Source organism: Streptomyces sp. STR69, from assembly GCF_024519455.1.
GTDB lineage: Bacteria > Actinomycetota > Actinomycetes > Streptomycetales > Streptomycetaceae > Streptomyces.
This window is the reverse complement of the sequence record NZ_JALJRY010000026.1, coordinates 41,193-60,666: the sequence shown is the minus strand read 5'-3', so window position 1 is coordinate 60,666 and position 19,474 is coordinate 41,193. Positions and strand designations below refer to the sequence as shown.

Sequence of the window (19,474 nt, the reverse complement as noted above, 5' to 3'; positions counted from 1 at the left end):
GACTTACTGCGCTACGGCCGTCAGGCCAGCGGTGCCGGGACGTACGGCGCGAGATCCGCCGCCAGTTCCTCGTGCACCCGGACCTTGAGCTGGGTGCCCTCCGGGGTGTGCTCCTCGGAGATCACCTCGCCCTCGGAGTGGGCGCGGGCGACCAGCTTGCCGTGCGTGTACGGCACGAGCGCCTCGATCTCGACCGAGGGGCGCGGCAGTTCGCTGTCGATGAGCGCGAGCAGCTCCTCGATGCCCTGGCCGGTGCGGGCCGAGACGGCGATGGACCGCTTCTCGTTCCGCATCAGGCGCTGGAGCGTCAACGGGTCCGCCGCGTCCGCCTTGTTGATCACGACGATCTCGGGCACCTTGGTGGCGCCGACATCCCGGATCACCTCGCGCACGGCGGCCAGCTGCTCCTCCGGGACCGGGTGCGAACCGTCGACCACGTGCAGGATCAGATCGGCGTCGCCGACCTCCTCCATCGTGGAGCGGAAGGCCTCGACCAGGTGGTGCGGCAGGTGCCGGACGAATCCGACGGTGTCGACCAGCGTGTACAGCCGTCCGCCCGGAGTCTCGGCCCGGCGCACGGTCGGGTCGAGGGTCGCGAACAGTGCGTTCTCGACAAGCACGCCCGCGCCCGTGAGGCGGTTCAGCAGAGACGACTTTCCGGCGTTGGTGTAACCGGCGATCGCTACCGACGGCACCTTGTGTCGACGGCGCTCCTGGCGCTTGATGTCACGGCCGGTCTTCATGTCCGCGATCTCCCGGCGCATCTTCGCCATCTTCTCGCGGATACGGCGCCGGTCCGTCTCGATCTTGGTCTCACCGGGACCACGGGTGGCGAGGCCGCCGCCCGAGCCGCCGCCCATCTGACGGGACAGCGACTGACCCCAGCCGCGGAGCCTCGGCAGCATGTACTGCATCTGCGCGAGCGCGACCTGCGCCTTGCCCTCACGGGACTTGGCGTGCTGGGCGAAGATGTCGAGGATCAGGGCCGTACGGTCGATGACCTTGACCTTGACGACGTCTTCGAGGTGGATCAGCTGGCCCGGGCTCAGCTCACCGTCGCAGACGACGGTGTCGGCGCCGGTCTCCAGGACGATGTCCCGCAGTTCGTTGGCCTTGCCGGAGCCGATGTAGGTGGCCGCGTCGGGCTTGTCGCGGCGCTGGACGACACCGTCGAGCACGAGCGCGCCCGCGGTCTCCGCGAGGGCGGCCAGCTCGGCGAGCGAGTTCTCCGCGTCCTGGGCCGTTCCCGTGGTCCAGACGCCGACGAGTACGACGCGCTCCAGGCGGAGCTGTCGGTACTCGACCTCGGTGACGTCCTCAAGCTCGGTGGAGAGGCCCGCTACACGGCGCAGGGCCGCGCGCTCGGAGCGGTCGAACTGGTCGCCGTCCCGGTCTCCGTCGATCTCGTGGCTCCAGGCGACGTCCTCTTCCATCAGGGCATCGGCCCGAAGACCTTCGGGGTAGGTGTGCGCGGAGCGCTCAGTGTCCTGGGAAGGGGAAGAAGAGGAGGTCATTGGGTCCTTACGTCGATGGGAGTCCTGCGAAGTCATAACGTGCGAGCGTCCCCGGAGATTCCCGGTCACCGGAGATTCCGGGCGATCCGCTCCGCTGACCCGACGATGGTCGCACGGCACGGATCGCCCCGTCACGGCCTTATTTCAGTGGTGCCTGCGACGTCCAGTCCGGGTGACCCGGCATCGGCGGGGTCTTCTCGCCGTAGAGCCAGGCCTTGAAGAAGTCGCTCAGGTCGCGGCCGGAGATCGCGGAGGCGAGGTCCTCGAAGTCGGCGGTGGTGGCCGTGCCGTCCCGGTGGACGCTCACCCAGGTGCGCTCCAGGCGCTCGAAGGCGGGGCGGCCGATCTCCTGGCGCAGCGCATAGAGGACGAGGGCGGCGCCGTCGTAGACGTTGGGGCGGAAGATGCTGATCTTCTGGCCGGGTGCGGGCGCCTTGGGGAGCGCGGGCGGACCGCCGGCGGCGCGCCAGCCGTCGGAGGCGCCGTAGGCGGCCTTCATGCGCGTCTCCATGGGCTTGTTCGCCTTCTCCTCCGCGTACAGCTCCTCGTACCAGGTGGCGTGTCCTTCGTTGAGCCACAGGTCGGACCAGGTGCGGGGGCTGACGCTGTCGCCGAACCACTGGTGGGACAGCTCGTGCACCATGATCGACTCGACGTACCACTTGGGGTAGGCGGGCTCGGTGAAGAGATCTCTCTCGAAGAGAGAGATCGTCTGGGTCTCCAGCTCGAAGCCGGTGGACGCGTCGGCCATGAGCAGGCCGTACGTCTCGAAGGGGTACCGGCCGACCTTGCTCTCCATCCAGGCGATCTGGTCGGGGGTCTTCTTCAGCCACGGTTCGAGCTGCTTGGCGTCCTTGGCGGGCACGACGTCGCGCATCGGCAGGTCGTGCGGTCCGGTGCGGTGCAGCACGGCGGAGCGACCGATGGACACCTGGGCGAGTTCGGTGGCCATGGGGTGCTGGGTGCGGTACGTCCAGGTGGTGTTCGCGCCGGTCTTGTCGACGCCGGTCGGCAGTCCGTTGGCGACGGCGGTGTAGGCGTTGGGCGCGGTGACCCTGATGGTGAACATCGCCTTGTCGGAGGGGTGGTCGTTGCACGGGAACACCAGGTGCGCGGCATCGGCCTGGTTGGCCATCGCGAGCCCGTCCTTGGTGCGCACCCAGCCGCCGTCCTGGCCCTTGACGGAGACCGGGTCGCTGGTGTGCCGCACGGTGATCCGCGTCCAACTGCCCTGGGACAGCGGCTCCTCGGGCGTCACCACCAGGTCCTCGCCCGCGCTGGCGAACGTGGCCGGCCGCCCGTCGACCTCGACCGAGTCCACGGTGCCGTGTGCGAAGTCGAGGTTGATCCGGTCCAGGGACTCCGTGGTCCACGCGTCGATGGTGGTGACGGCCTGGAGGGGCTTGGTGTTGGTGCCGGGATAGGCGAAGGAGAGGTCGTACGACGCCACGTCGTAGCCCGGGTTGCCCAGGTCCGGGAAGAGGCGGTCACCGACGCCCAGGGGCGTGGGCGGAGCGCTCGCGGCGACGAGGCAGACGGACACGGCGGAGGCGAGCAGGGCCGCCTTCAGCCGTCGGGGAGCCCTGGTACCGGCCCCAGGGGTGGCGGTGCGGGGGGTGAGCAGCATGGACCACCGCTACCAGCGCGCGCGTACCGCACGTCGACGACTCGCGCCCGGCCCACTCGAACGAGGTCTTCCGAGGGCCCACGGGGCGCCGGGCACGCCGGAGCGCGCAAGCGGGCGCGTGCCCCGAGGGAACGCGGAGTCGCGGACCTGAGCCGGTGTCAGAAGGCCGTCGTGTGGTGCTGCGCGCGGCTCACGTCGTAGACGCCCGGCACATTGCGCATCGCCCGCATGAGGGCCGGGAGGTGCGCAGCGTCCGGGAGTTGGAGGGTGTAGGTGTGGCGGACGCGCTGCTGGCTCGGGGGTTCGACCGTCGCCGAGACGATCTCGGCCCCCTCCAGGGCCATGGCCTCGGTGAGGTCGGCCAGCAGATGGGGGCGGCCGAACGATTCGGCTACCAGCGTGACCCGGCACTCGGTGGTGTCGCCCCAGCGCACACCGACCTCCGCGCGCCCCACGCTCTTCATGTGCGTCACCGCGCTGCACTCGACGCGGTGGACGGTCACGACCCCGCCGCGCACCGAGAATCCGGTGACCTCGTCGGGCGGTACGGGCGTGCAGCAGCCGGCGAGCCGTACGGTCGCGCCGGGCTGGTCGACGACAGGGGTGGCGGGGTTGCTGGTGGGGGCGTCTTCGGCGGCGGGGGGCGCCGATCGCACGGTCTGCGTGTCCTGGGCCGCCGTGTCCGGCTCGGTGCCCTCTGCGTCGCCGCTGCCCGGGTGCGCCGCGAGCCATCGTTGGATGGCGATCCGGGCGGCGGGCGTGTGCGCGTGCTCCAGCCACTCCCTGGAGGGCTCGGAGGCCGGGTCCTGGCCCATGAGGGGCTGGACGGTGTCGCCGTCCCGCAGAACCGTGCTGAGGGTCGCCAGACGGCCGTTGACGCGGGCGCCGATGCAGGCGTGGGCGTCCTCGCCGTACTGCGCGTACGCGGCGTCCACACAGGTCGCGCCCTCGGGCAGGCCCAGCGTGCCGCCGTCGGGCCGGAACACGGTGATCTCGCGGTCCTGGGCGAGGTCCTCGCGGAGCGTCGACCAGAAGGTGTCGGGGTCGGGCGCGCCCTCCTGCCAGTCGAGGAGGCGGGAGAGCCAGCCGGGCCGGGTGGGGTCGGCGCGTTCCCCGTCACTCGTGGCCTGTTGCTCCTCCGAAGGAGGAGCGTAGGGATTGCCGAGCGCGATGACGCCGGCCTCGGCGACCTTGTGCATCTGGTGGGTGCGGATGAGGACTTCGACGACCTGGCCGTCGGTGTGGGCGACGGCGGTGTGCAGCGACTGGTAAAGGTTGAACTTCGGTACGGCGATGAAGTCCTTGAACTCCGAGACGACGGGTTTCAGGCAGGTGTGCAGTTCGCCGAGGACGCCGTAGCAGTCCGCGTCCTCGTTGACGAGCACCAGGAGGCGGCCGAAGTCGGCGCCGCGCAGCCTGCCGCGCTTGCGGGCGACGCGGTGCACGGAGACGAAGTGCCGTGGCCGGATGAGGACTTCGGCCTGGATGTCGGCGTCGCGCAGGACGGTGCGCACCTCGTCGGTGACCTCGGCGAGCGGGTCGTCCGCGCGGGAGGCGTTGTCGACGATCAACTCGCGTGTGTGGTCGTACTCCTCGGGGTGCAGGATCGCGAAGACCAGGTCTTCCAGTTCGGTCTTGAGTGCCTGGACGCCGAGCCGTTCGGCGAGCGGGATGAGGACGTCCCGGGTGACCTTGGCGATACGGGCCTGCTTCTCGGGGCGCATCACGCCCAGGGTGCGCATGTTGTGCAGCCGGTCGGCGAGTTTGATCGACATCACGCGGACGTCGCTGCCGGTGGCGACGAGCATTTTACGGAAGGTCTCGGGCTCGGCCGCGGCGCCGTAGTCGACCTTCTCCAACTTCGTTACGCCGTCGACGAGATAGCGCACCTCGGCGCCGAACTCCTCGCCGACCTGATCGAGTGTCACCTCCGTGTCCTCGACGGTGTCGTGGAGCAGAGAGGCCGTCAACGTCGTGGTCTCGGCGCCGAGTTCGGCGAGAATCAGGGTCACGGCGAGGGGGTGTGTGATGTACGGCTCGCCGCTCTTGCGCATCTGGCCGCGGTGCGAGGACTCGGCCAGGACCCAGGCGCGGCGCAGCGGTTCGAGGTCGGCGTCGGGGTAGTGGGCGCGATGGGCCTCGGCGACATGGCCGATGGCGTCGGGCAGCCGGTCGCGGGCGGTGGGACCGAGCAGGGCGGCCCGGCCGAGCCGGCGCAGGTCGATCCGGGGGCGGGCCTTCCTGCGGGGCACTGTGTTGGTCACAGGGCCTGGGCTCGCAGGGTTCGTGGCCTCCGCACTCATGGGCACCTCCGGCTGCTTGACCGGCGGACGGGTGCCCCATGGCGGACTCGGCTCAGGGGATGGTGACGATCCCCCGTCCGGGCCGGTGCTTGATGCTACCGAGCCCACCACGTGCGACTGACCGCCTCTCGCCGAGCGTGAAACGGATCACCCATTCGAGCGAAGGTCAGAAGGTTTACGGTTTTCCGCCACACTCTGCCGGGCCGACCGTGCTTTCAAGCCGAGCCGGACGCCGGAGACTTCGGATCAGGGTGTCCGGGGCGGCCAGGACTGCGAATCACCCGTTCAGCGGATGGCGCTTTCCAGCCACTCGACATCGATCTCGCCCTCGGCGACGATCACCGCGGGACCGGTCATCTCGATCCGGCCGTCGGGCCACTCGGTGATCACGAGTGTTCCCCCGGGTACGTCGACGGTGTAGGTCGCCCGCGTTCCGGTGACGGCCGGGTCGGCGCCGTCGCGCCGGGCGGCGGCCACGGCGACCGCGCACGCGCCCGTGCCGCACGAGCGGGTCTCGCCCGCACCGCGCTCGTGCACGCGCATGGCCACGTGGCCGGGGCCCCGGTCGACCACGAACTCGACGTTCACACCCTGCGGGTAGGCGCCGGCCGGGCTGAAGGGCGGCGGGGAGTACAGGTCTCCGGCGTGCGCGAGGTCGTCGACGAAGGCGACCGCGTGCGGGTTGCCCATGTTCACGTTCCGCGCGGGCCAGCTGCGCTCGCCGACGCTCACCGTGACATCCCCTTCGGGGAGAAGCGCCTTGCCCATGCCGACCGTGACGTCACCGTCCTTGGCGAGGTGGACGGTCTTGACTCCCCCGCGCGTGGCGACCGCGATGTCCCCTGCGGCCACATGTCCGGCACGCTGGAGATAGCGCGCGAACACACGCACTCCGTTGCCGCACATCTCGGAGACCGAGCCGTCGCCGTTGCGGTAGTCCATGAACCACTCCGCCTCGGACGCCATGTCCCGCGCCTCGGGGTGCGCGGCGGACCGCACGACATGCAGCAGTCCGTCCCCGCCGATGCCCGCGCGGCGGTCGCACAGGGCGGCCACGGCGGCCGGGGAGAGGTCGATGGCGTTCTCGGGGTCCGGGACGATCACGAAGTCGTTCTCGGTGCCGTGCCCCTTGAGGAAGGCGATCCGCGTGCTCATTCCTCGATCGTACGGCGTGGCTACGACATCCCGACGACCAGTTGCGACCGACCTCGACAGCCGACGCGACCGGCCCCTGTGGCTGCTGCGACCGAACTCGGCGGCTAGCGGAGCCTGGCCACGCGCCACACGGCCAGAACCACGACCACGACCACCATCAGGGCGTAGGCGATGACGACCCGCCAGTCCGGGCGGCGCCCGGAGCCGCGCTGCGGGAAGCCGGGCCAGGTGTAACCGACGCGGCGGGCGGCCGTCGTGCCCCAGCCTGCCGCGCAGGAGCAGATGAGCAGGCCGAGCATGGCGACCACGGCCCCGCTGTCGCCGAAGTCGAAGGCGAGCGGGAAGGAGAACATCAGGGAGCCGACCGCGGCCAGGGCCACGATGGGGGCGAGCTGCCAGATCCGCAGACGACGTTGCGGACGGAGCTCGACCTCGACCTCAGGACCGGCGAACATCTCGTCGGGCCCGGGACCGTCTGCGGTCACGCCGCCCAGGATCTCGTCCGGGCCGTCCGGGCTCAGTCGGCCGTCGACCTCTTCCGGTTCACCACGGTCCGCGGTGACCTGCTCAGTGCCTTCTGCGGTGTCGCGAGGGCCGGCCTCCATCGCCACGCGCCCTCCCAACTCGGACTCCACTTGGTCGATCGAAGCTCGATGATGGCACGCCCCCGGAGGCCGCAACCGCGGCTGGAGCGTCCCGATGCCATGACGTGATCAGGCTGTGACCGGTCGTTCGAGCAACGCCAGTGCCAGGTGCGGAAGTTCTGCGAGATCGGCCGCAGCCCCACTCAACCAGTGCACCCGGGGATCGCGTCTGAACCACGAATCCTGGCGGCGCGCGAAGCGTTTGGTGGCCCGCACGGTCTCCGCGCGCGCCTCCTGTTCCGTGCACTCCCCCGCGAGCGCCGCGAGCACCTGCTGATAGCCGAGCGCACGGGACGCGGTGACCCCCTCGCGCAGACCCTGCGCCTCCAGCTCCCGCACCTCGTCGACGAGCCCCGCGCTCCACATCCGGTCGACCCGGCGCGCGATGCGCTCGTCGAGCTCGGGGCGGGCCACGTCGACGCCGATCTGGACGGTGTCGTAGACCGAGTCGTGGCCCGGGAGGTTGGCGGTGAAGGGCTTGCCGGTGATCTCGATGACCTCCAGGGCGCGGACGATACGGCGGCCGTTGCTGGGCAGGATCGCGTGCGCGGCCTCGGGGTCGGCGGCGGCCAGGCGGGCGTGCAGGGCGCCGGAGCCGCGCAGTGCGAGCTCTTCCTCCAGGCGGGCCCGGACCTCGGGGTCGGTGCCGGGGAACTCCAGGTTGTCGACGGCCCCGCGCACGTACAGCCCGGAGCCGCCGACCAGGATCGGCCAGCGGCCCTCGGCGAGCAGGGCGTCGATGTGCTCGCGGGCGAGACGCTGGTACTCGGCGACGGACGCCGTGACGGTCACGTCCCAGATGTCCAGGAGGTGGTGCGGGATGCCACCGCGCTCCTCGGGCGTCAGCTTGGCGGTGCCGATGTCCATCCCTCGGTACAGCTGCATGGAGTCGGCGTTGACGACCTCGCCACCTAGACGCTGGGCCAGGAAGACGCCCAGATCGGACTTTCCGGCCGCGGTCGGTCCGACGACGGCGATGACTCGGGGGGCGGGGGGTGCGCTGCTCACGTTCCCAGTCTCGCAAACGTCGGACCTCGCCTCGAACGAGTTACGTGTCGGCACCCCTACGGGGTCGTTGCCCGTTGCGAGATGTCCCGCCGCCGGTTTCCGGAGGCGGCGACCCGGGCGACGCAAACGGACGCACCGGGCTACGCGGGATTTCCCCCGCACGAGTAACGTATGGAGTGGATATGGGCGTTTTTGACCGGCTTCTTCGGAGGTCGAAGGCTACGGAGGAGACGTCGACCTCCGAAGCGCAGGCCGGCGCGGAGACGGTCGAGGACCTCACTGCCGAAGCGGCGGACGAGGTGTCGGAGACCGAGGCGGGGGCAGGCGTTCAGGAAGCGGCGGAGACGACGGCGACGGAGGCCGTCGGGGCCGCGGACTGCGTCGAGATCCCCAAGCAGCAGTCCGCCGAAGAGGCCGCCGACAACGAGGCCGGTGAAGGCGCCCGCACATAACCGCCCCGCGTGGAAGGTGAACCATGGGTCTGATGGACAGTTTGAAGGCCAAACTCGCCCCGGCGAAGGACAAGGTCTCGGGCCTCGCGCAGCAGCACGGAGGCAAGATCGAGAACGGCCTCGACAAGGCCGCGAAAATGGTCGACGAGAAGACCAAGGGCAAGTACAGCGACAAGATCCAGACGGGCACGGGCAAGGCCAAGGACGCCATGGACCGACTCGCGCACAAGGACGACACGGGAAGCGCGGGAGGCACGGGGACGGAGCGCGGCGGCACGACCACACCGCCGGACTCGCCCCCGCCGACCACCTGACCGACACCCGCACATCGATCGGCGGACGGCCGCGGAGCGCTCGCCTCCCCGGCCGTCCGCCGTTTCGCGGCTGCACCACGTTCACAGCCGCACCGCGTCTACGACCAGGTCGCGACCAGGTATCCGACCCCGTACGGCGCGTCCTCGTACAGCAGCGCGCCGCCGAGGTCCGCGCCCTCCGCCGCGCCCGCGAGAACCTGCCAGGGGGCGCGGCCGGAGGCCTTCAGCTCGTACGCCAGCTCGGCGTCCAGCGCCTTGAGGGCCGGCACGTCCGCTGCTCCCAGCGCTCGCGCGACCTCAGCGTCGAAGGGTGCGGCGCGCTCGTCGAGATAGCCCGGCGCCTTCAGGGTCCGGCACGCGCTGGCGTCGCCCATCACCAGCAGGGCCACCCGCTCGGCCTGCGCGACGATGTCCTTGCCGACCTCGATGCACCGCTTGGCCGGGAGCGGTTCGCCCACACCGAGTCCCTCGATCGGGGCGTCGGACCAACCGGTCCGCTCCAGCAGCCACGCGGCGACGGCGAGCGAGGGGGGAAGTACCCGCTCCGGCACGGCGGCCCTGTCCCTCCCGAGCCGTACGTCGAGGTCCACTCCGAAGCCGCGGAACGAACCCCGGGTGCCCTCGGGATGCGGCCCGCGCCCGCTCTGCTCGGCGGGCCCGACAACCACCAGACGGTCGGGCCGGGCGGCGGCGAGCACGCCGAGCGCGTCGGAGCACGCGGCCCGCGCGGCGTCCAGCTCGGACGCGGCACCGGCGGCGACGTCGGGGACGAGAAGCGGAGGGCAGGGGCAGACGGCGGCGGCTACGAGCATGGCCGGAACACTAACAAGGAGCACCGACAGTCGCCCCGGCCACGCCGTCGGGCACGTACCGCCGTCAGGCGTGGGGACAGTCGTGCGGCGCGGGGAGCCCCGCCCCCGCACCTCGGCTCAGTCGCAGCCGCAACCGCTCCCCGTGGCGACCGGCAGCGGTGCGGGGGCGCCGATCTTCGGCAGGCCCAGCATCACACCGGCCGGCTTGGCGGCCTCGGCCGCGTTCCGCTTCTCCCAGGCGTCGCCCGCGCGCGTGGGACGCACGTTCAGGGTGGGACCCTCGGCAAGGAGGTGGTGCGGGGCGGCGTAGGTGATCTCGACCGTCACCACGTCACCGGGGCGGACCTCCTGGTCCGGCTTGGTGAAGTGGACGAGGCGGTTGTCGGGGGCTCGGCCGGAGAGGCGGTGGGTGGCGCCGTCCTTGCGGCCCTCGCCCTCGGCGACCATCAGCTCCAGGGTGCGGCCGACCTGCTTCTTGTTCTCGTCCCAGGAGATCTCCTCCTGGAGGGCGACGAGACGCATGTAGCGCTCCTGGACGACCTCCTTGGGGATCTGGTTCTCCATGGTCGCGGCCGGGGTGCCGGGCCGCTTGGAGTACTGGAACGTAAACGCTTGCGCGAAGCGGGCCTCGCGGACCGCGTGCATCGTCTGCTCGAAGTCCTCCTCGGTCTCCCCGGGGAAGCCGACGATGATGTCGGTGGTGATGGCTGCGTGCGGGATGGCCACGCGGACCTTCTCGATGATCCCCAGGTACCGCTCCTGGCGGTAGGACCGGCGCATGGCCTTCAGGATCGGGTCGGAACCGGACTGCATGGGCATGTGCAGCTGCGGCATCACGTTCGGCGTCTCGGCCATCGCGGCGATGACGTCGTCGGTGAAGTCACGCGGGTGCGGGGACGTGAAGCGGACGCGCTCCAGGCCGTCGATGGTCCCGCAGGCCCGCAGCAGCTTGCTGAAGGCCTCGCGGTCGCCGATGTCGGAGCCGTAGGCGTTGACGTTCTGGCCGAGCAGGGTGATCTCGGAGACACCCTCGCCGACCAGGGCCTCGATCTCGGCGAGGATGTCGCCGGTGCGGCGGTCCTTCTCCTTGCCGCGCAGCGCCGGGACGATGCAGAAGGTGCACGTGTTGTTGCAGCCGACGGAGATCGACACCCAGGCCGCGTAGGCGCTCTCGCGCCGGGTCGGGAGCGTCGAGGGGAAGGCCTCCAGGGACTCCGCGATCTCGACCTGCGCCTCTTCCTGCACCCGCGCGCGTTCCAGCAGGACGGGCAGTTTGCCGATGTTGTGCGTGCCGAAGACGACGTCCACCCAGGGCGCCTTCTTCACGATGGTGTCGCGGTCCTTCTGCGCGAGGCAGCCGCCGACCGCGATCTGCATCCCGGGACGCTTGGTCTTCATCGGGGCGAGCCGCCCGAGGTTGCCGTAGAGCCGGTTGTCGGCGTTCTCGCGCACGGCGCAGGTGTTGAAGACGACGACGTCGGCGTCACCGTCCGACCCCTCGGGAGCGCGCACGTAACCGGCACCCTCCAGGAGACCGGAGAGCCGTTCGGAATCGTGGACGTTCATCTGGCACCCATAGGTGCGCACTTCGTACGTTTTGACGTCCACTGCCTCGCTCCGGTCACCGCTGCTCATGCGACAAGGGTAGGCGGTGCCGGGAGTGACTCCTTCTGCGGCTGAGAACCGCGGTGGCTCACATCACTCGGAGCCACGGCCGGAATCCGGAGTTCCGGCGCGGTGGCCACCGTCCCACCCCTGCTTGCGCAGCACCCCATGCACATCCGGCACCTCATAGTGCTCGCCCTTGAGGACCTTGCCGTCGGCCCGGCGGACGATCTCGCCGGCCGGGCCGATCTTGGTCATGTTGGAGCGGTGGACCTCGGCGATCACCGCGTCGAGGTCCACGCCGTGGACGAGGGCCGTGCCGTAGGCGACGTAGACGACGTCGGCCAGTTCGTGCGCCAGTCGGTCGAGAGGGCCGCTCACCGAGACCTCGGCAACCTCCGCGGCCTCCTCGGCGAGCAGTTCACCTCGGTGGGCGGCGAGGTCGGGGGCGACCTCGGTGGGTGTGCTGCGGGCGTCGAGCCCGAAGGCGCGGTGGAATTCGCGGACCAGGTCGGCGGGCGAAGAACTCATGCCACGACCCTAACCGCTGCCACTGACACCACCGGCCGGCGAGCCCGGCCCTGGTCAGTACCGGTCAAGGGCTGGCAGGATCGCGCGCATGCTCAAGGTGTTCTCCCGTATCAGCAGGCGCCGGGCGCTGCAGGGCGCGGCGGCCGGTTTCGTCGTGTTCGGGCTGCTGCTGTGGTGGCTGCTTCCCCTGGGCGACGAGCCGCCGACCGGGACGATCACCTTCAGTACCGGGACACCGCTCGGGGTCTACCAGAAGTACGGCAAGCTGCTGCGCGCCGAGCTCGACAAGGACATGCCGGGCCTCACGGTGAAGCTGGTGAACAGCGACGGGTCGCAGGAGAACGTCGCGCGCGTGGCGACCGGCCACGCCGACTTCACCATCGCCGCGGCCGACGCGGTGGAGACGTACGAGGCGGACGGGAAGCCCGGTGCCGCCGGGCTGCGCGGGATCGCTCGGCTGTACGACGACTACGTCCAGCTCATCGTCCCGCGCGACTCGGACATCAACTCGGTCGCCGATCTGCGGAACAAGCGGGTGGCCATAGGGCCGAACCGCTCAGGCGTGCGACTGATCGCGAACCGGGTGCTCGCGGCGGCCGGCATCGACCCGAAGAAGGGCGTCAAGCCGGTGGCGGCCGGCATCGACACCGGGCCGGACCTGCTCAAGCAGGGCAAGCTCGACGCCTTCTTCTGGTCCGGCGGGCTGCCGACGGACGGCCTGAAGGACCTGGCCGCCCACTACGCGTTCCGGTTCGTGCCGATAGACGCCACCCTCGTGGCGAAGATGCACGAGGAGAGCGACGCCACCCGCTACTACCGTGCCACCAACATGCCGGAGTCGGCCTACCCCGACATCCAGCGGGGGGCCACGGTGCCCACCATCGCCGTCTCCAACCTGCTGATGACCCGCAAGGACCTGAACCCCAGGCTCACCGAGTGGATCACCAGGACCGTGATCAAGAGCCGCGACGGTATCGGCGCGCATGTGCACTCCGCGCAGCTCGTGGACCTGCGTACGGCGATCTACACCGACCCCCTGGTCCTGCACGAGGGCGCCCGGCGCTACTACCGCTCCGTCAAGCCGTAGGCGCACAGGGGCCGTTGGCGCCCGCTCAGGCCGTCGGCCCGCTCCTGGGCACCGACACGGTCACCTTGAGCCCGTGCGGCTCGTGGTGGCCGTACGACAGGGATCCGCCGCCCGCGGCCAGCAGGACCTGGGAGATGGACAGGCCGAGGCCGGAGCCCTTGATGTTCTGGTGCCGGCCGCTGCGCCAGAAGCGGTCACCTACGCGGGCGAGTTCCTCCTCGGTGAGACCCGGGCCGTGGTCCGTGACGACGACCGTGGAGGTCTCGCCGTTCGACGCGACGGTCACCTCGACGCACTGGTCCTCGGGCGTGAACTTCACCGCGTTGTCGATCACCGCGTCCAGGGCGCTGGACAGCGTGACCGGGTCGGCCCAGGCGGTAGTGGGCGGACAACTGCCCACCAGGCGCACGCCCTTGGCCTCGGCCGTCGGGGACCAGGCGGCGACACGCTCGGCGGTGAGCGCGCCGATGTCGGTGATCCTGAGGTCCGCTTCCGCGTGTTCGGCCAGGGCCAGGTCGAGCAGGTCGTCCAGGACCTGGGTCAGGCGTTTGCCCTCGGTGCGGACCGAGGCGATCTCGTCGTTGTCCTCCGGCAGTTCGAGTGCGAGCAGTTCGATGCGCAGCAGCAGCGCCGAGAGCGGGTTGCGCAACTGGTGCGAGGCGTCGGCGACGAAGGCGCGCTGCTGCTCCAGCACGTCCTCGACGTTGTCCGCCATCTCGTTGAACGAACGGGCCAGGCGCCGGAGTTCCGGCGGCCCGCCGGCCGCGGCGACCCGGGACTTGAGGCGTCCGGTGGCGATGTCGTGGGTGGTGGCGTCGAGCACGCGTACGGGCCGCAGGACCCAGCCGGTCAGCCGCAGGGCGGCGCCCACGGCCAGCAGCATGGCGCCGATCTCCCCCGCGCCGATCGTCAGCCAGCCGCGCAGGGTCCGCGAACGCATCGGCCCGGTGGGCGAGTCGGTGACCACGACCGCGATGACGTCGCCGTCCCGGATGACCGGCGAGGCGACGACCAGGCGGTGTCGCTGCCAGGGCCAGACCTGCTGCGGGTCGTGGCTGCGGCGGCTGAGCAGGGCCTCGTCGAAGGCTTCGCGGACCTCGCCGACCTTGGGGAGCAGGAAGTCGTCCGGCGCGTTCGCCATGGAGGTGTCGGTGCGGTAGAAGACGCCCGCGCGGATGCCGTAGACCTCGTAGTAGCTGGCGAGTTCGCGGTCCAGGGTCTGCTGGCGTTCGTCCGGGACCATGTCGGCGGGGCGGCTGCCCGTGGGGGCGTCGGTGACGAACTGGGCGAGCGCCGCAAACCGCGCGGTGTCGTCGATCCGGTCGACGATCACCTTCTGCTGCTGGGCCGCGGCGACGCTGATGGCGAGCGGGACACCGAGGGCGAGCAGAACGGCCGCCATCAGGACGATGAGCAGCGGGAGGAGACGTGTGCGCACCCGGGCCCGCTACGTGGCCGGGGCGACGAGCCGGTAGCCGACGCCTCGTACGGTCTCGATGAGCGCGGGCATCCGCAGTTTGGCGCGCAGGGACGCGACGTGAACCTCCAGGGTGCGTCCCGTGCCCTCCCAACTGGTGCGCCACACCTCGCTGATGATCTGCTCCCGCCGGAACACCACCCCGGGACGCTGTGCCAGCAGGGCCAGCAGGTCGAACTCCTTGCGGGTCAGTTGGACGACCGAACCGTCCACGCTGACCTGGCGGGTGGGCAGTTCGATGCGCACCGGGCCGAGCCGCAGCGCGGTGTCGCCGCCCCCGGCCGCGTCCTCGTGAACACTGCGCCGGCTGACTGCGTGGATGCGGGCCAACAGCTCCCCGGTGTCGTACGGCTTCACCACGTAGTCGTCGGCTCCGAGGTTGAGGCCGTGGATGCGGGAGCGTACGTCGGACCGCGCGGTCACCATGATCACCGGGGTGCTGGTGCGCTTGCGGATCTTGCCGCAGACCTCGTAGCCGTCCTGGTCGGGCAGGCCGAGGTCGAGGAGGACGACTCCGAAGACATCGCCCTCGGGGACGAGTGCCTGGAGGGCCTCCTCGCCGCTGCGGGCATGGGTGACGTCGAAGCCGTGCCGCGCCAGGACCGCGGACAGAGCGGCGGCGACATGGTTGTCGTCCTCGACGAGGAGCAGTCTCATCCCGGCCCCCTCCGGTTCATCGTTCGTATGGTCTCGGCCTGTACGAAAGCACGTCTCACGCGCGCGTGCACCCAGGCAGTCACGCTGATGGACGAAGACGCCGTCAAGGGGGTTCCGGTTGCGCGCGGTTTCCGTTACGCAGCCGGTACGCGTCCTCACGGCAAGTGCTACAACACGTGTCCGATTGCTATCCGATCGTGATGCTCAGATCTCGCTCAGATGTGATGACGCTGGTCGTAAGGCCTCACTACTGTCCTCCGCAACCGACGAGGACGGAGCCAGCAAGCGATGACCGAAGTATCGGTGGCCAAGGAAGATGTGGCCGCGACCGGCGAACTCGTCGTCCTGAAGAGCGTCAACAAGCACTTCGGCGCGTTGCACGTGCTCCAGGACATCGATCTGACGATCGCCCGCGGCGAGGTCGTCGTGGTGATCGGACCTTCCGGGTCCGGGAAGTCCACTCTGTGTCGCACCATCAACCGCCTGGAGACGATCGATTCGGGCGACATCACGATCGACGGCAAGCCGCTGCCCGCGGAGGGCAAGGCCCTCGCGCGGCTGCGGGCCGACGTGGGCATGGTCTTCCAGTCCTTCAACCTCTTCGCGCACAAGACGGTGCTCGAGAACGTGATGCTGGGTCAGATCAAGGTCCGCAAGGCCGACAAGGCGCAGGCCGAGGAGAAGGCGCGTGCGCTGCTCGACCGGGTCGGCGTGACCACCCAGGCGGACAAGTACCCCGCCCAGCTCTCCGGCGGCCAGCAGCAGCGTGTCGCCATCGCGCGGGCGCTGGCCATGGACCCCAAGGTCATGCTCTTCGACGAGCCGACGTCGGCGCTCGACCCGGAGATGATCAACGAGGTCCTTGAGGTCATGCAGCAGCTGGCCCGGGACGGGATGACGATGATCGTCGTCACCCATGAAATGGGGTTCGCTCGCTCGGCTGCGAACCGAGTCGTGTTCATGGCCGACGGCCGCATCGTCGAAGAGGCCGTGCCGGACCAGTTCTTCAGCAACCCGCGCAGCGACCGGGCCAAGGACTTCCTGTCGAAGATCCTCCACCACTGACGTCCTGAACTTCTTCGTTACTGACGTTCATCACTGAAGACCTGCATGTCTTCACCACTCAAAGGATGTTCCCCATGAAGCTCCGCAAGGTCACCGCCGCCTCGGCCGCCGTACTCGCCCTCGCGCTCGCCGCCACGGCTTGCGGCTCCAGCAACGACAATGACAAGGACAGCGGCGGCAGCTCCTCGGGCGGCAGTAAGAAGATCACCGTCGGCATCAAGTTCGATCAGCCGGGCATCGGCCAGAAGACGCCGCAGGGTTACGCCGGTTTCGACGTCGACGTCGCGACGTACATCGCCAAGAAGCTCGGCTACAGCGCGGACCAGATCGAGTGGAAGGAGTCGAAGAGCGCCGACCGCGAGACCATGCTGCAGCGCGGGGACGTCGAGTTCATCGCCGCTTCGTACTCGATCACCCCGGAGCGCCAGAAGTCGGTCGACTTCGCCGGCCCGTATCTGCTGGCCCACCAGGACGTCCTGGTCCGCGCCGACGACAGCTCGATCAAGTCGCCGTCGGACCTCAACAGCAAGAAGCTGTGTTCGGTGACCGGCTCGACGTCGGCGCAGAACGTCAAGGACAAGCTGGCCCCCAAGGCCAACCTGCAGGTGTACCCGACGTACTCGGCATGCCTCACCGGTCTGCAGAGCGGCGCCATCGACGCGCTGACCACGGACGACTCCATCCTGGCCGGCTACGCCTCGCAGTCCCAGTTCAAGGGCAAGTTCAAGCTCGGCGGCTTCAAGATGACCAACGAGAACTACGGCATCGGCGTCAAGAAGGGCAGCGCCCTCAAGGCCAAGATCAACACGGCCCTGGAGTCGATGGTGTCCGACGGTTCCTGGCAGAAGGCCGTCGACAAGAACTTCGGCCCGGCGGGCTACAAGAACGAGGCCGCGCCGAAGATCGGCGACATCAAGAGCTGAAGCAACGCCTGACGGGTGCGCCGCCCACGGGGGGCGGCGCGCCGAGGCATCCCTACACGCGGAAGCGCGGGAAATCGTGTTCGACTTTCTTGATGGTTACGACCTGCTAGGTGCCTTCTGGACGACGGTGCAGCTCACCCTGCTCGCCGGCGTCGGCTCCCTGGTGTGGGGAACCCTGCTGACCGCCATGCGCGTCGGCCCGGTACCTCTGATGCGCGGTTTCGCCACCGCCTACGTGAACATCGTGCGGAACATCCCTTTGACCGTGATCATCCTGTTCACCTCACTGGGACTGAGCCAGACCCTGGGGATCAACCTCGGTGCGGAGAGGTTCGAGTCGATCAACTTCCGGCTCGCCGTGCTCGGTCTGACCGCCTACACCTCGGCCTTCGTGTGCGAGGCACTGCGGGCCGGCATCAACACGGTGCCGGTCGGACAGGCGGAGGCGGCCCGTGCGATCGGCCTCAGCTTCACCCAGGTGCTCCGGCTCGTCGTGCTGCCGCAGGCGTTCCGCTCGGCGGTCGGCCCGCTGACGAACGTTCTGATCGCGCTCACCAAGAACACCACGGTGGCCGCCGCGATCGGCGTCGCCGAGGCGGCGGCCCTGATGAAGACGATGGTCGAGAAGGAGGCCCAGCTCATCCCGATCGCCTCGATCTTCGCGCTGGGCTTCGTGATCCTCACGCTGCCGACCGGCCTGATCCTCGGCTGGGTGGGCAAGAAGGTGGCGGTGAAGCGATGACTTCCGTTCTCTACGATGCCCAGGGGCCGAGCGCCAAGCGGCGGAACGTCCTCTACACAGCGGTCTTCCTCGCCGCTCTGGCAGCGGTGCTGTGGTGGGTGTACACCAAGCTCGACGACAAGGGCCAACTCGACTGGGTGCTGTGGAAGCCGTTCTTCTCCAGCACCGAGGCCTGGTCCACGTACATCTGGCCCGGGCTGCAGAACACCCTGAAGGCCGCGGCGCTCAGTATGGTCATCGCGCTGCCGCTCGGCGCCGTCCTCGGCATCGCCCGGCTCTCGGACCACGTCTGGGTCCGCGTACCGGCCTCGATCGTCGTGGAGTTCTTCCGCGCCATCCCGGTGCTGGTTCTGATGATCTTCGGGCTCGCTCTGTTCGCCAAGTACACAAACGTCGGTTCGGACGACCGTCCACTGTACGCGGTCGTCACGGGACTCGTGCTGTACAACGCCTCGGTCCTCGCGGAGATCGTCCGGGCCGGCATTCTGGCCCTGCCGAAGGGCCAGACCGAGGCGGCGATGGCGGTCGGTCTGCGCAAGGGCCAGGTGATGCGGCTGATCCTGCTGCCGCAGTCGGTCACCGTGATGCTCCCGGCCCTCGTCAGCCAGCTCGTCGTGATCGTGAAGGACACCGCCCTCGGCGGCGCGGTGCTCACGTTCTCCGAACTGCTCGCATCGGCCAACACGATGATCGGCTACTACGGCAACACCATCGCCAGCTTCACGGTGGTGGCCGTGATCTTCATCCTGATCAACTTCTCCCTCACGACCTTCGCAAGCTGGCTGGAGGGCAGGCTCCGGCGCAGCAAGAAGAGCACGGGCGCCGTGGTCGGTGTGGAAATGCTCGAGGATCTCGAGACCGTGGGCCACGCTCCGCCGGTCGAGCCGGGCGGCAAGGACTAGGCATAAGGTCCAGGGAATTACCGGGTTTCCCGCGAGGGGTGGTGCGTGTATGTCGCACCACCCCTCGTCCGTTCACTGAAGCATTCTTGGTCGATCAGCCTCCACGGTCGTGGAGTCGTCCGTGTTCCCGCCTTCGGGGTGCGGGGCGGAAACACGCACCCACCATTTCTTGCATCCCTTGCAGGTCACGTGAATGTAGTGGTTCCGGGTGTTGCTCATCATGAGGCTGCGGTACTGCTTGTCCGAGTAGTGCCACTTGTACCCGCCGCCGAGAACGTCGACATGCCTCATGGGCCATTCCGGCAGTCCTGAGCGGCTGCCGCGCATTGTCACCGGAAATCTCCGAATCGATGATCGGCGAATACCTCGACTCCGCGTCCATGACACCGCGGGAGAAATCCGCCCGGGAAAATGTCAACCGCCTGAGCAGCAGAGAACAGGGGGTCCTGCAGCTCCTCGGTCACGGAATGTCGAACCGGGAGATCGCAACCAGCCTCTCCATCAGCGCCGAAACCGTAAAAGATCACGTCCGGTCCATCCGCTCCAAACTCAATGTCGCCAATCGTGTTCACGCCGCTCACGTCGCTTGGCTCGCTCGCGGCATGACGGCCTGCGCGGCGTAGGCCCACGACCCGGATCGACCGCGAAACAGCGCG

19 protein-coding genes are annotated in these 19,474 nt (G+C 69.4%); 8 read left to right on the top strand and 11 right to left on the bottom strand.

Annotation, left to right across the window (positions count from 1 at the left end; all coding sequences use genetic code 11):
• Positions 1-20 precede the first annotated feature (20 nt).
• The 6 genes from hflX to miaA all read right to left on the bottom strand — a co-directional run bounded on the left by hflX (position 21) and on the right by miaA (position 8,251).
• Positions 21-1,514, bottom strand: a complete 1,494-nt coding sequence (hflX, locus tag OC490_RS37060) for a GTPase HflX (RefSeq protein ID WP_262062435.1) — start codon at positions 1,512-1,514, stop codon at positions 21-23.
• 139 nt (positions 1,515-1,653) lie between these two features.
• On the bottom strand, positions 1,654-3,141 hold the full coding sequence (locus tag OC490_RS37055) for a M1 family metallopeptidase (RefSeq protein WP_262062434.1): 1,488 nt from the start codon (positions 3,139-3,141) through the stop codon (positions 1,654-1,656).
• Positions 3,142-3,299: 158 nt separating this feature from the next.
• Positions 3,300-5,444 (bottom strand): RelA/SpoT family protein, encoded by a 2,145-nt coding sequence (locus tag OC490_RS37050; protein ID WP_262062433.1) that lies wholly within the window; start codon positions 5,442-5,444, stop codon positions 3,300-3,302.
• 285 nt (positions 5,445-5,729) lie between these two features.
• Positions 5,730-6,599, bottom strand: a complete 870-nt coding sequence (gene dapF, locus OC490_RS37045; protein WP_262062432.1) for a diaminopimelate epimerase — start codon at positions 6,597-6,599, stop codon at positions 5,730-5,732.
• Positions 6,600-6,703: 104 nt separating this feature from the next.
• Positions 6,704-7,204, bottom strand: a complete 501-nt coding sequence (locus OC490_RS37040) for a hypothetical protein (RefSeq protein WP_262062490.1) — start codon at positions 7,202-7,204, stop codon at positions 6,704-6,706.
• A gap of 108 nt (positions 7,205-7,312) precedes the next feature.
• A complete protein-coding gene (miaA, locus tag OC490_RS37035) occupies positions 7,313-8,251 on the bottom strand; it encodes a tRNA (adenosine(37)-N6)-dimethylallyltransferase MiaA (protein ID WP_262062431.1) in 939 nt (312 codons plus the stop codon).
• A 182-nt stretch (positions 8,252-8,433) separates the two neighbouring features.
• Here miaA and OC490_RS37030 point away from each other — a divergent pair, with 182 nt between their 5' ends.
• On the top strand, positions 8,434-8,703 hold the full coding sequence (locus OC490_RS37030; protein ID WP_262062430.1) for a hypothetical protein: 270 nt from the start codon (positions 8,434-8,436) through the stop codon (positions 8,701-8,703).
• Between the two features lie 23 nt (positions 8,704-8,726).
• A complete protein-coding gene (locus OC490_RS37025) occupies positions 8,727-9,017 on the top strand; it encodes an antitoxin (RefSeq protein ID WP_262062429.1) in 291 nt (96 codons plus the stop codon).
• Between the two features lie 98 nt (positions 9,018-9,115).
• On the opposite strand, the gene OC490_RS37020 is transcribed toward OC490_RS37025, so the two are convergent.
• The 3 genes from OC490_RS37020 to OC490_RS37010 form a co-directional block, all read right to left on the bottom strand.
• Positions 9,116-9,829 (bottom strand): class III extradiol dioxygenase subunit B-like domain-containing protein, encoded by a 714-nt coding sequence (locus OC490_RS37020; RefSeq protein WP_262062428.1) that lies wholly within the window; start codon positions 9,827-9,829, stop codon positions 9,116-9,118.
• Positions 9,830-9,946: 117 nt separating this feature from the next.
• Positions 9,947-11,464 carry a tRNA (N6-isopentenyl adenosine(37)-C2)-methylthiotransferase MiaB gene (gene miaB, locus OC490_RS37015; RefSeq protein WP_262062427.1) on the bottom strand — a complete coding sequence of 506 codons (1,518 nt, stop codon included), beginning with the start codon at positions 11,462-11,464 and terminating at the stop codon, positions 9,947-9,949.
• 63 nt (positions 11,465-11,527) lie between these two features.
• On the bottom strand, positions 11,528-11,965 hold the full coding sequence (locus tag OC490_RS37010) for a MazG nucleotide pyrophosphohydrolase domain-containing protein (RefSeq protein WP_262062426.1): 438 nt from the start codon (positions 11,963-11,965) through the stop codon (positions 11,528-11,530).
• Positions 11,966-12,053: 88 nt separating this feature from the next.
• Between OC490_RS37010 and OC490_RS37005 the strand changes: the two genes are divergently transcribed.
• Positions 12,054-13,052: a TAXI family TRAP transporter solute-binding subunit gene (locus OC490_RS37005; RefSeq protein ID WP_262062425.1), complete on the top strand. Its 999-nt coding sequence runs from the start codon at positions 12,054-12,056 to the stop codon at positions 13,050-13,052.
• 25 nt (positions 13,053-13,077) lie between these two features.
• Here OC490_RS37005 and OC490_RS37000 read toward each other — a convergent pair whose 3' ends face one another.
• Entirely contained in the window at positions 13,078-14,490 is a 1,413-nt protein-coding gene (locus OC490_RS37000; protein ID WP_262062424.1) for a sensor histidine kinase, read from the bottom strand.
• A gap of 9 nt (positions 14,491-14,499) precedes the next feature.
• Positions 14,500-15,186: a response regulator transcription factor gene (locus OC490_RS36995; protein ID WP_200709679.1), complete on the bottom strand. Its 687-nt coding sequence runs from the start codon at positions 15,184-15,186 to the stop codon at positions 14,500-14,502.
• Between the two features lie 288 nt (positions 15,187-15,474).
• Between OC490_RS36995 and OC490_RS36990 the strand changes: the two genes are divergently transcribed.
• The 5 genes from OC490_RS36990 (at position 15,475) to OC490_RS36970 (ending at position 19,441) form a co-directional block, all read left to right on the top strand.
• A complete protein-coding gene (locus OC490_RS36990) occupies positions 15,475-16,251 on the top strand; it encodes an amino acid ABC transporter ATP-binding protein (RefSeq protein WP_200709678.1) in 777 nt (258 codons plus the stop codon).
• 74 nt (positions 16,252-16,325) lie between these two features.
• The gene (locus OC490_RS36985; RefSeq protein WP_262062423.1) at positions 16,326-17,174 is read left to right on the top strand and encodes a glutamate ABC transporter substrate-binding protein; all 849 of its coding nucleotides are present in this window, start codon (positions 16,326-16,328) and stop codon (positions 17,172-17,174) included.
• A 76-nt stretch (positions 17,175-17,250) separates the two neighbouring features.
• Positions 17,251-17,916 (top strand): amino acid ABC transporter permease, encoded by a 666-nt coding sequence (locus tag OC490_RS36980; protein WP_200709676.1) that lies wholly within the window; start codon positions 17,251-17,253, stop codon positions 17,914-17,916.
• Positions 17,913-18,818 carry an amino acid ABC transporter permease gene (locus OC490_RS36975; RefSeq protein WP_262062422.1) on the top strand — a complete coding sequence of 302 codons (906 nt, stop codon included), beginning with the start codon at positions 17,913-17,915 and terminating at the stop codon, positions 18,816-18,818. The genes OC490_RS36980 and OC490_RS36975 overlap by 4 nt, the downstream gene beginning before the upstream one ends.
• A gap of 350 nt (positions 18,819-19,168) precedes the next feature.
• Positions 19,169-19,441 (top strand): response regulator transcription factor, encoded by a 273-nt coding sequence (locus tag OC490_RS36970; RefSeq protein ID WP_262062421.1) that lies wholly within the window; start codon positions 19,169-19,171, stop codon positions 19,439-19,441.
• Positions 19,442-19,474 lie beyond the last annotated feature (33 nt).

Excerpts from the sequence above, each read along its gene's own strand:
- hflX (WP_262062435.1), bottom strand. The coding sequence starts at position 1,514 with ATGACCTCCTCTTCTTCCCCTTCCCAGGACACTGAGCGCTCCGCGCAC.
- OC490_RS37055 (WP_262062434.1), bottom strand. The coding sequence starts at position 3,141 with ATGCTGCTCACCCCCCGCACCGCCACCCCTGGGGCCGGTACCAGGGCT.
- OC490_RS37050 (WP_262062433.1), bottom strand. The coding sequence starts at position 5,444 with ATGAGTGCGGAGGCCACGAACCCTGCGAGCCCAGGCCCTGTGACCAAC.
- dapF (WP_262062432.1), bottom strand. The coding sequence starts at position 6,599 with ATGAGCACGCGGATCGCCTTCCTCAAGGGGCACGGCACCGAGAACGAC.
- OC490_RS37040 (WP_262062490.1), bottom strand. The coding sequence starts at position 7,204 with ATGGAGGCCGGCCCTCGCGACACCGCAGAAGGCACTGAGCAGGTCACC.
- OC490_RS37030 (WP_262062430.1), top strand. The coding sequence starts at position 8,434 with ATGGGCGTTTTTGACCGGCTTCTTCGGAGGTCGAAGGCTACGGAGGAG.
- OC490_RS37025 (WP_262062429.1), top strand. The coding sequence starts at position 8,727 with ATGGGTCTGATGGACAGTTTGAAGGCCAAACTCGCCCCGGCGAAGGAC.
- OC490_RS37020 (WP_262062428.1), bottom strand. The coding sequence starts at position 9,829 with ATGCTCGTAGCCGCCGCCGTCTGCCCCTGCCCTCCGCTTCTCGTCCCC.
- miaB (WP_262062427.1), bottom strand. The coding sequence starts at position 11,464 with ATGAGCAGCGGTGACCGGAGCGAGGCAGTGGACGTCAAAACGTACGAA.
- OC490_RS37010 (WP_262062426.1), bottom strand. The coding sequence starts at position 11,965 with ATGAGTTCTTCGCCCGCCGACCTGGTCCGCGAATTCCACCGCGCCTTC.
- OC490_RS37005 (WP_262062425.1), top strand. The coding sequence starts at position 12,054 with ATGCTCAAGGTGTTCTCCCGTATCAGCAGGCGCCGGGCGCTGCAGGGC.
- OC490_RS36995 (WP_200709679.1), bottom strand. The coding sequence starts at position 15,186 with ATGAGACTGCTCCTCGTCGAGGACGACAACCATGTCGCCGCCGCTCTG.
- OC490_RS36990 (WP_200709678.1), top strand. The coding sequence starts at position 15,475 with ATGACCGAAGTATCGGTGGCCAAGGAAGATGTGGCCGCGACCGGCGAA.
- OC490_RS36985 (WP_262062423.1), top strand. The coding sequence starts at position 16,326 with ATGAAGCTCCGCAAGGTCACCGCCGCCTCGGCCGCCGTACTCGCCCTC.
- OC490_RS36975 (WP_262062422.1), top strand. The coding sequence starts at position 17,913 with ATGACTTCCGTTCTCTACGATGCCCAGGGGCCGAGCGCCAAGCGGCGG.
- OC490_RS36970 (WP_262062421.1), top strand. The coding sequence starts at position 19,169 with ATGATCGGCGAATACCTCGACTCCGCGTCCATGACACCGCGGGAGAAA.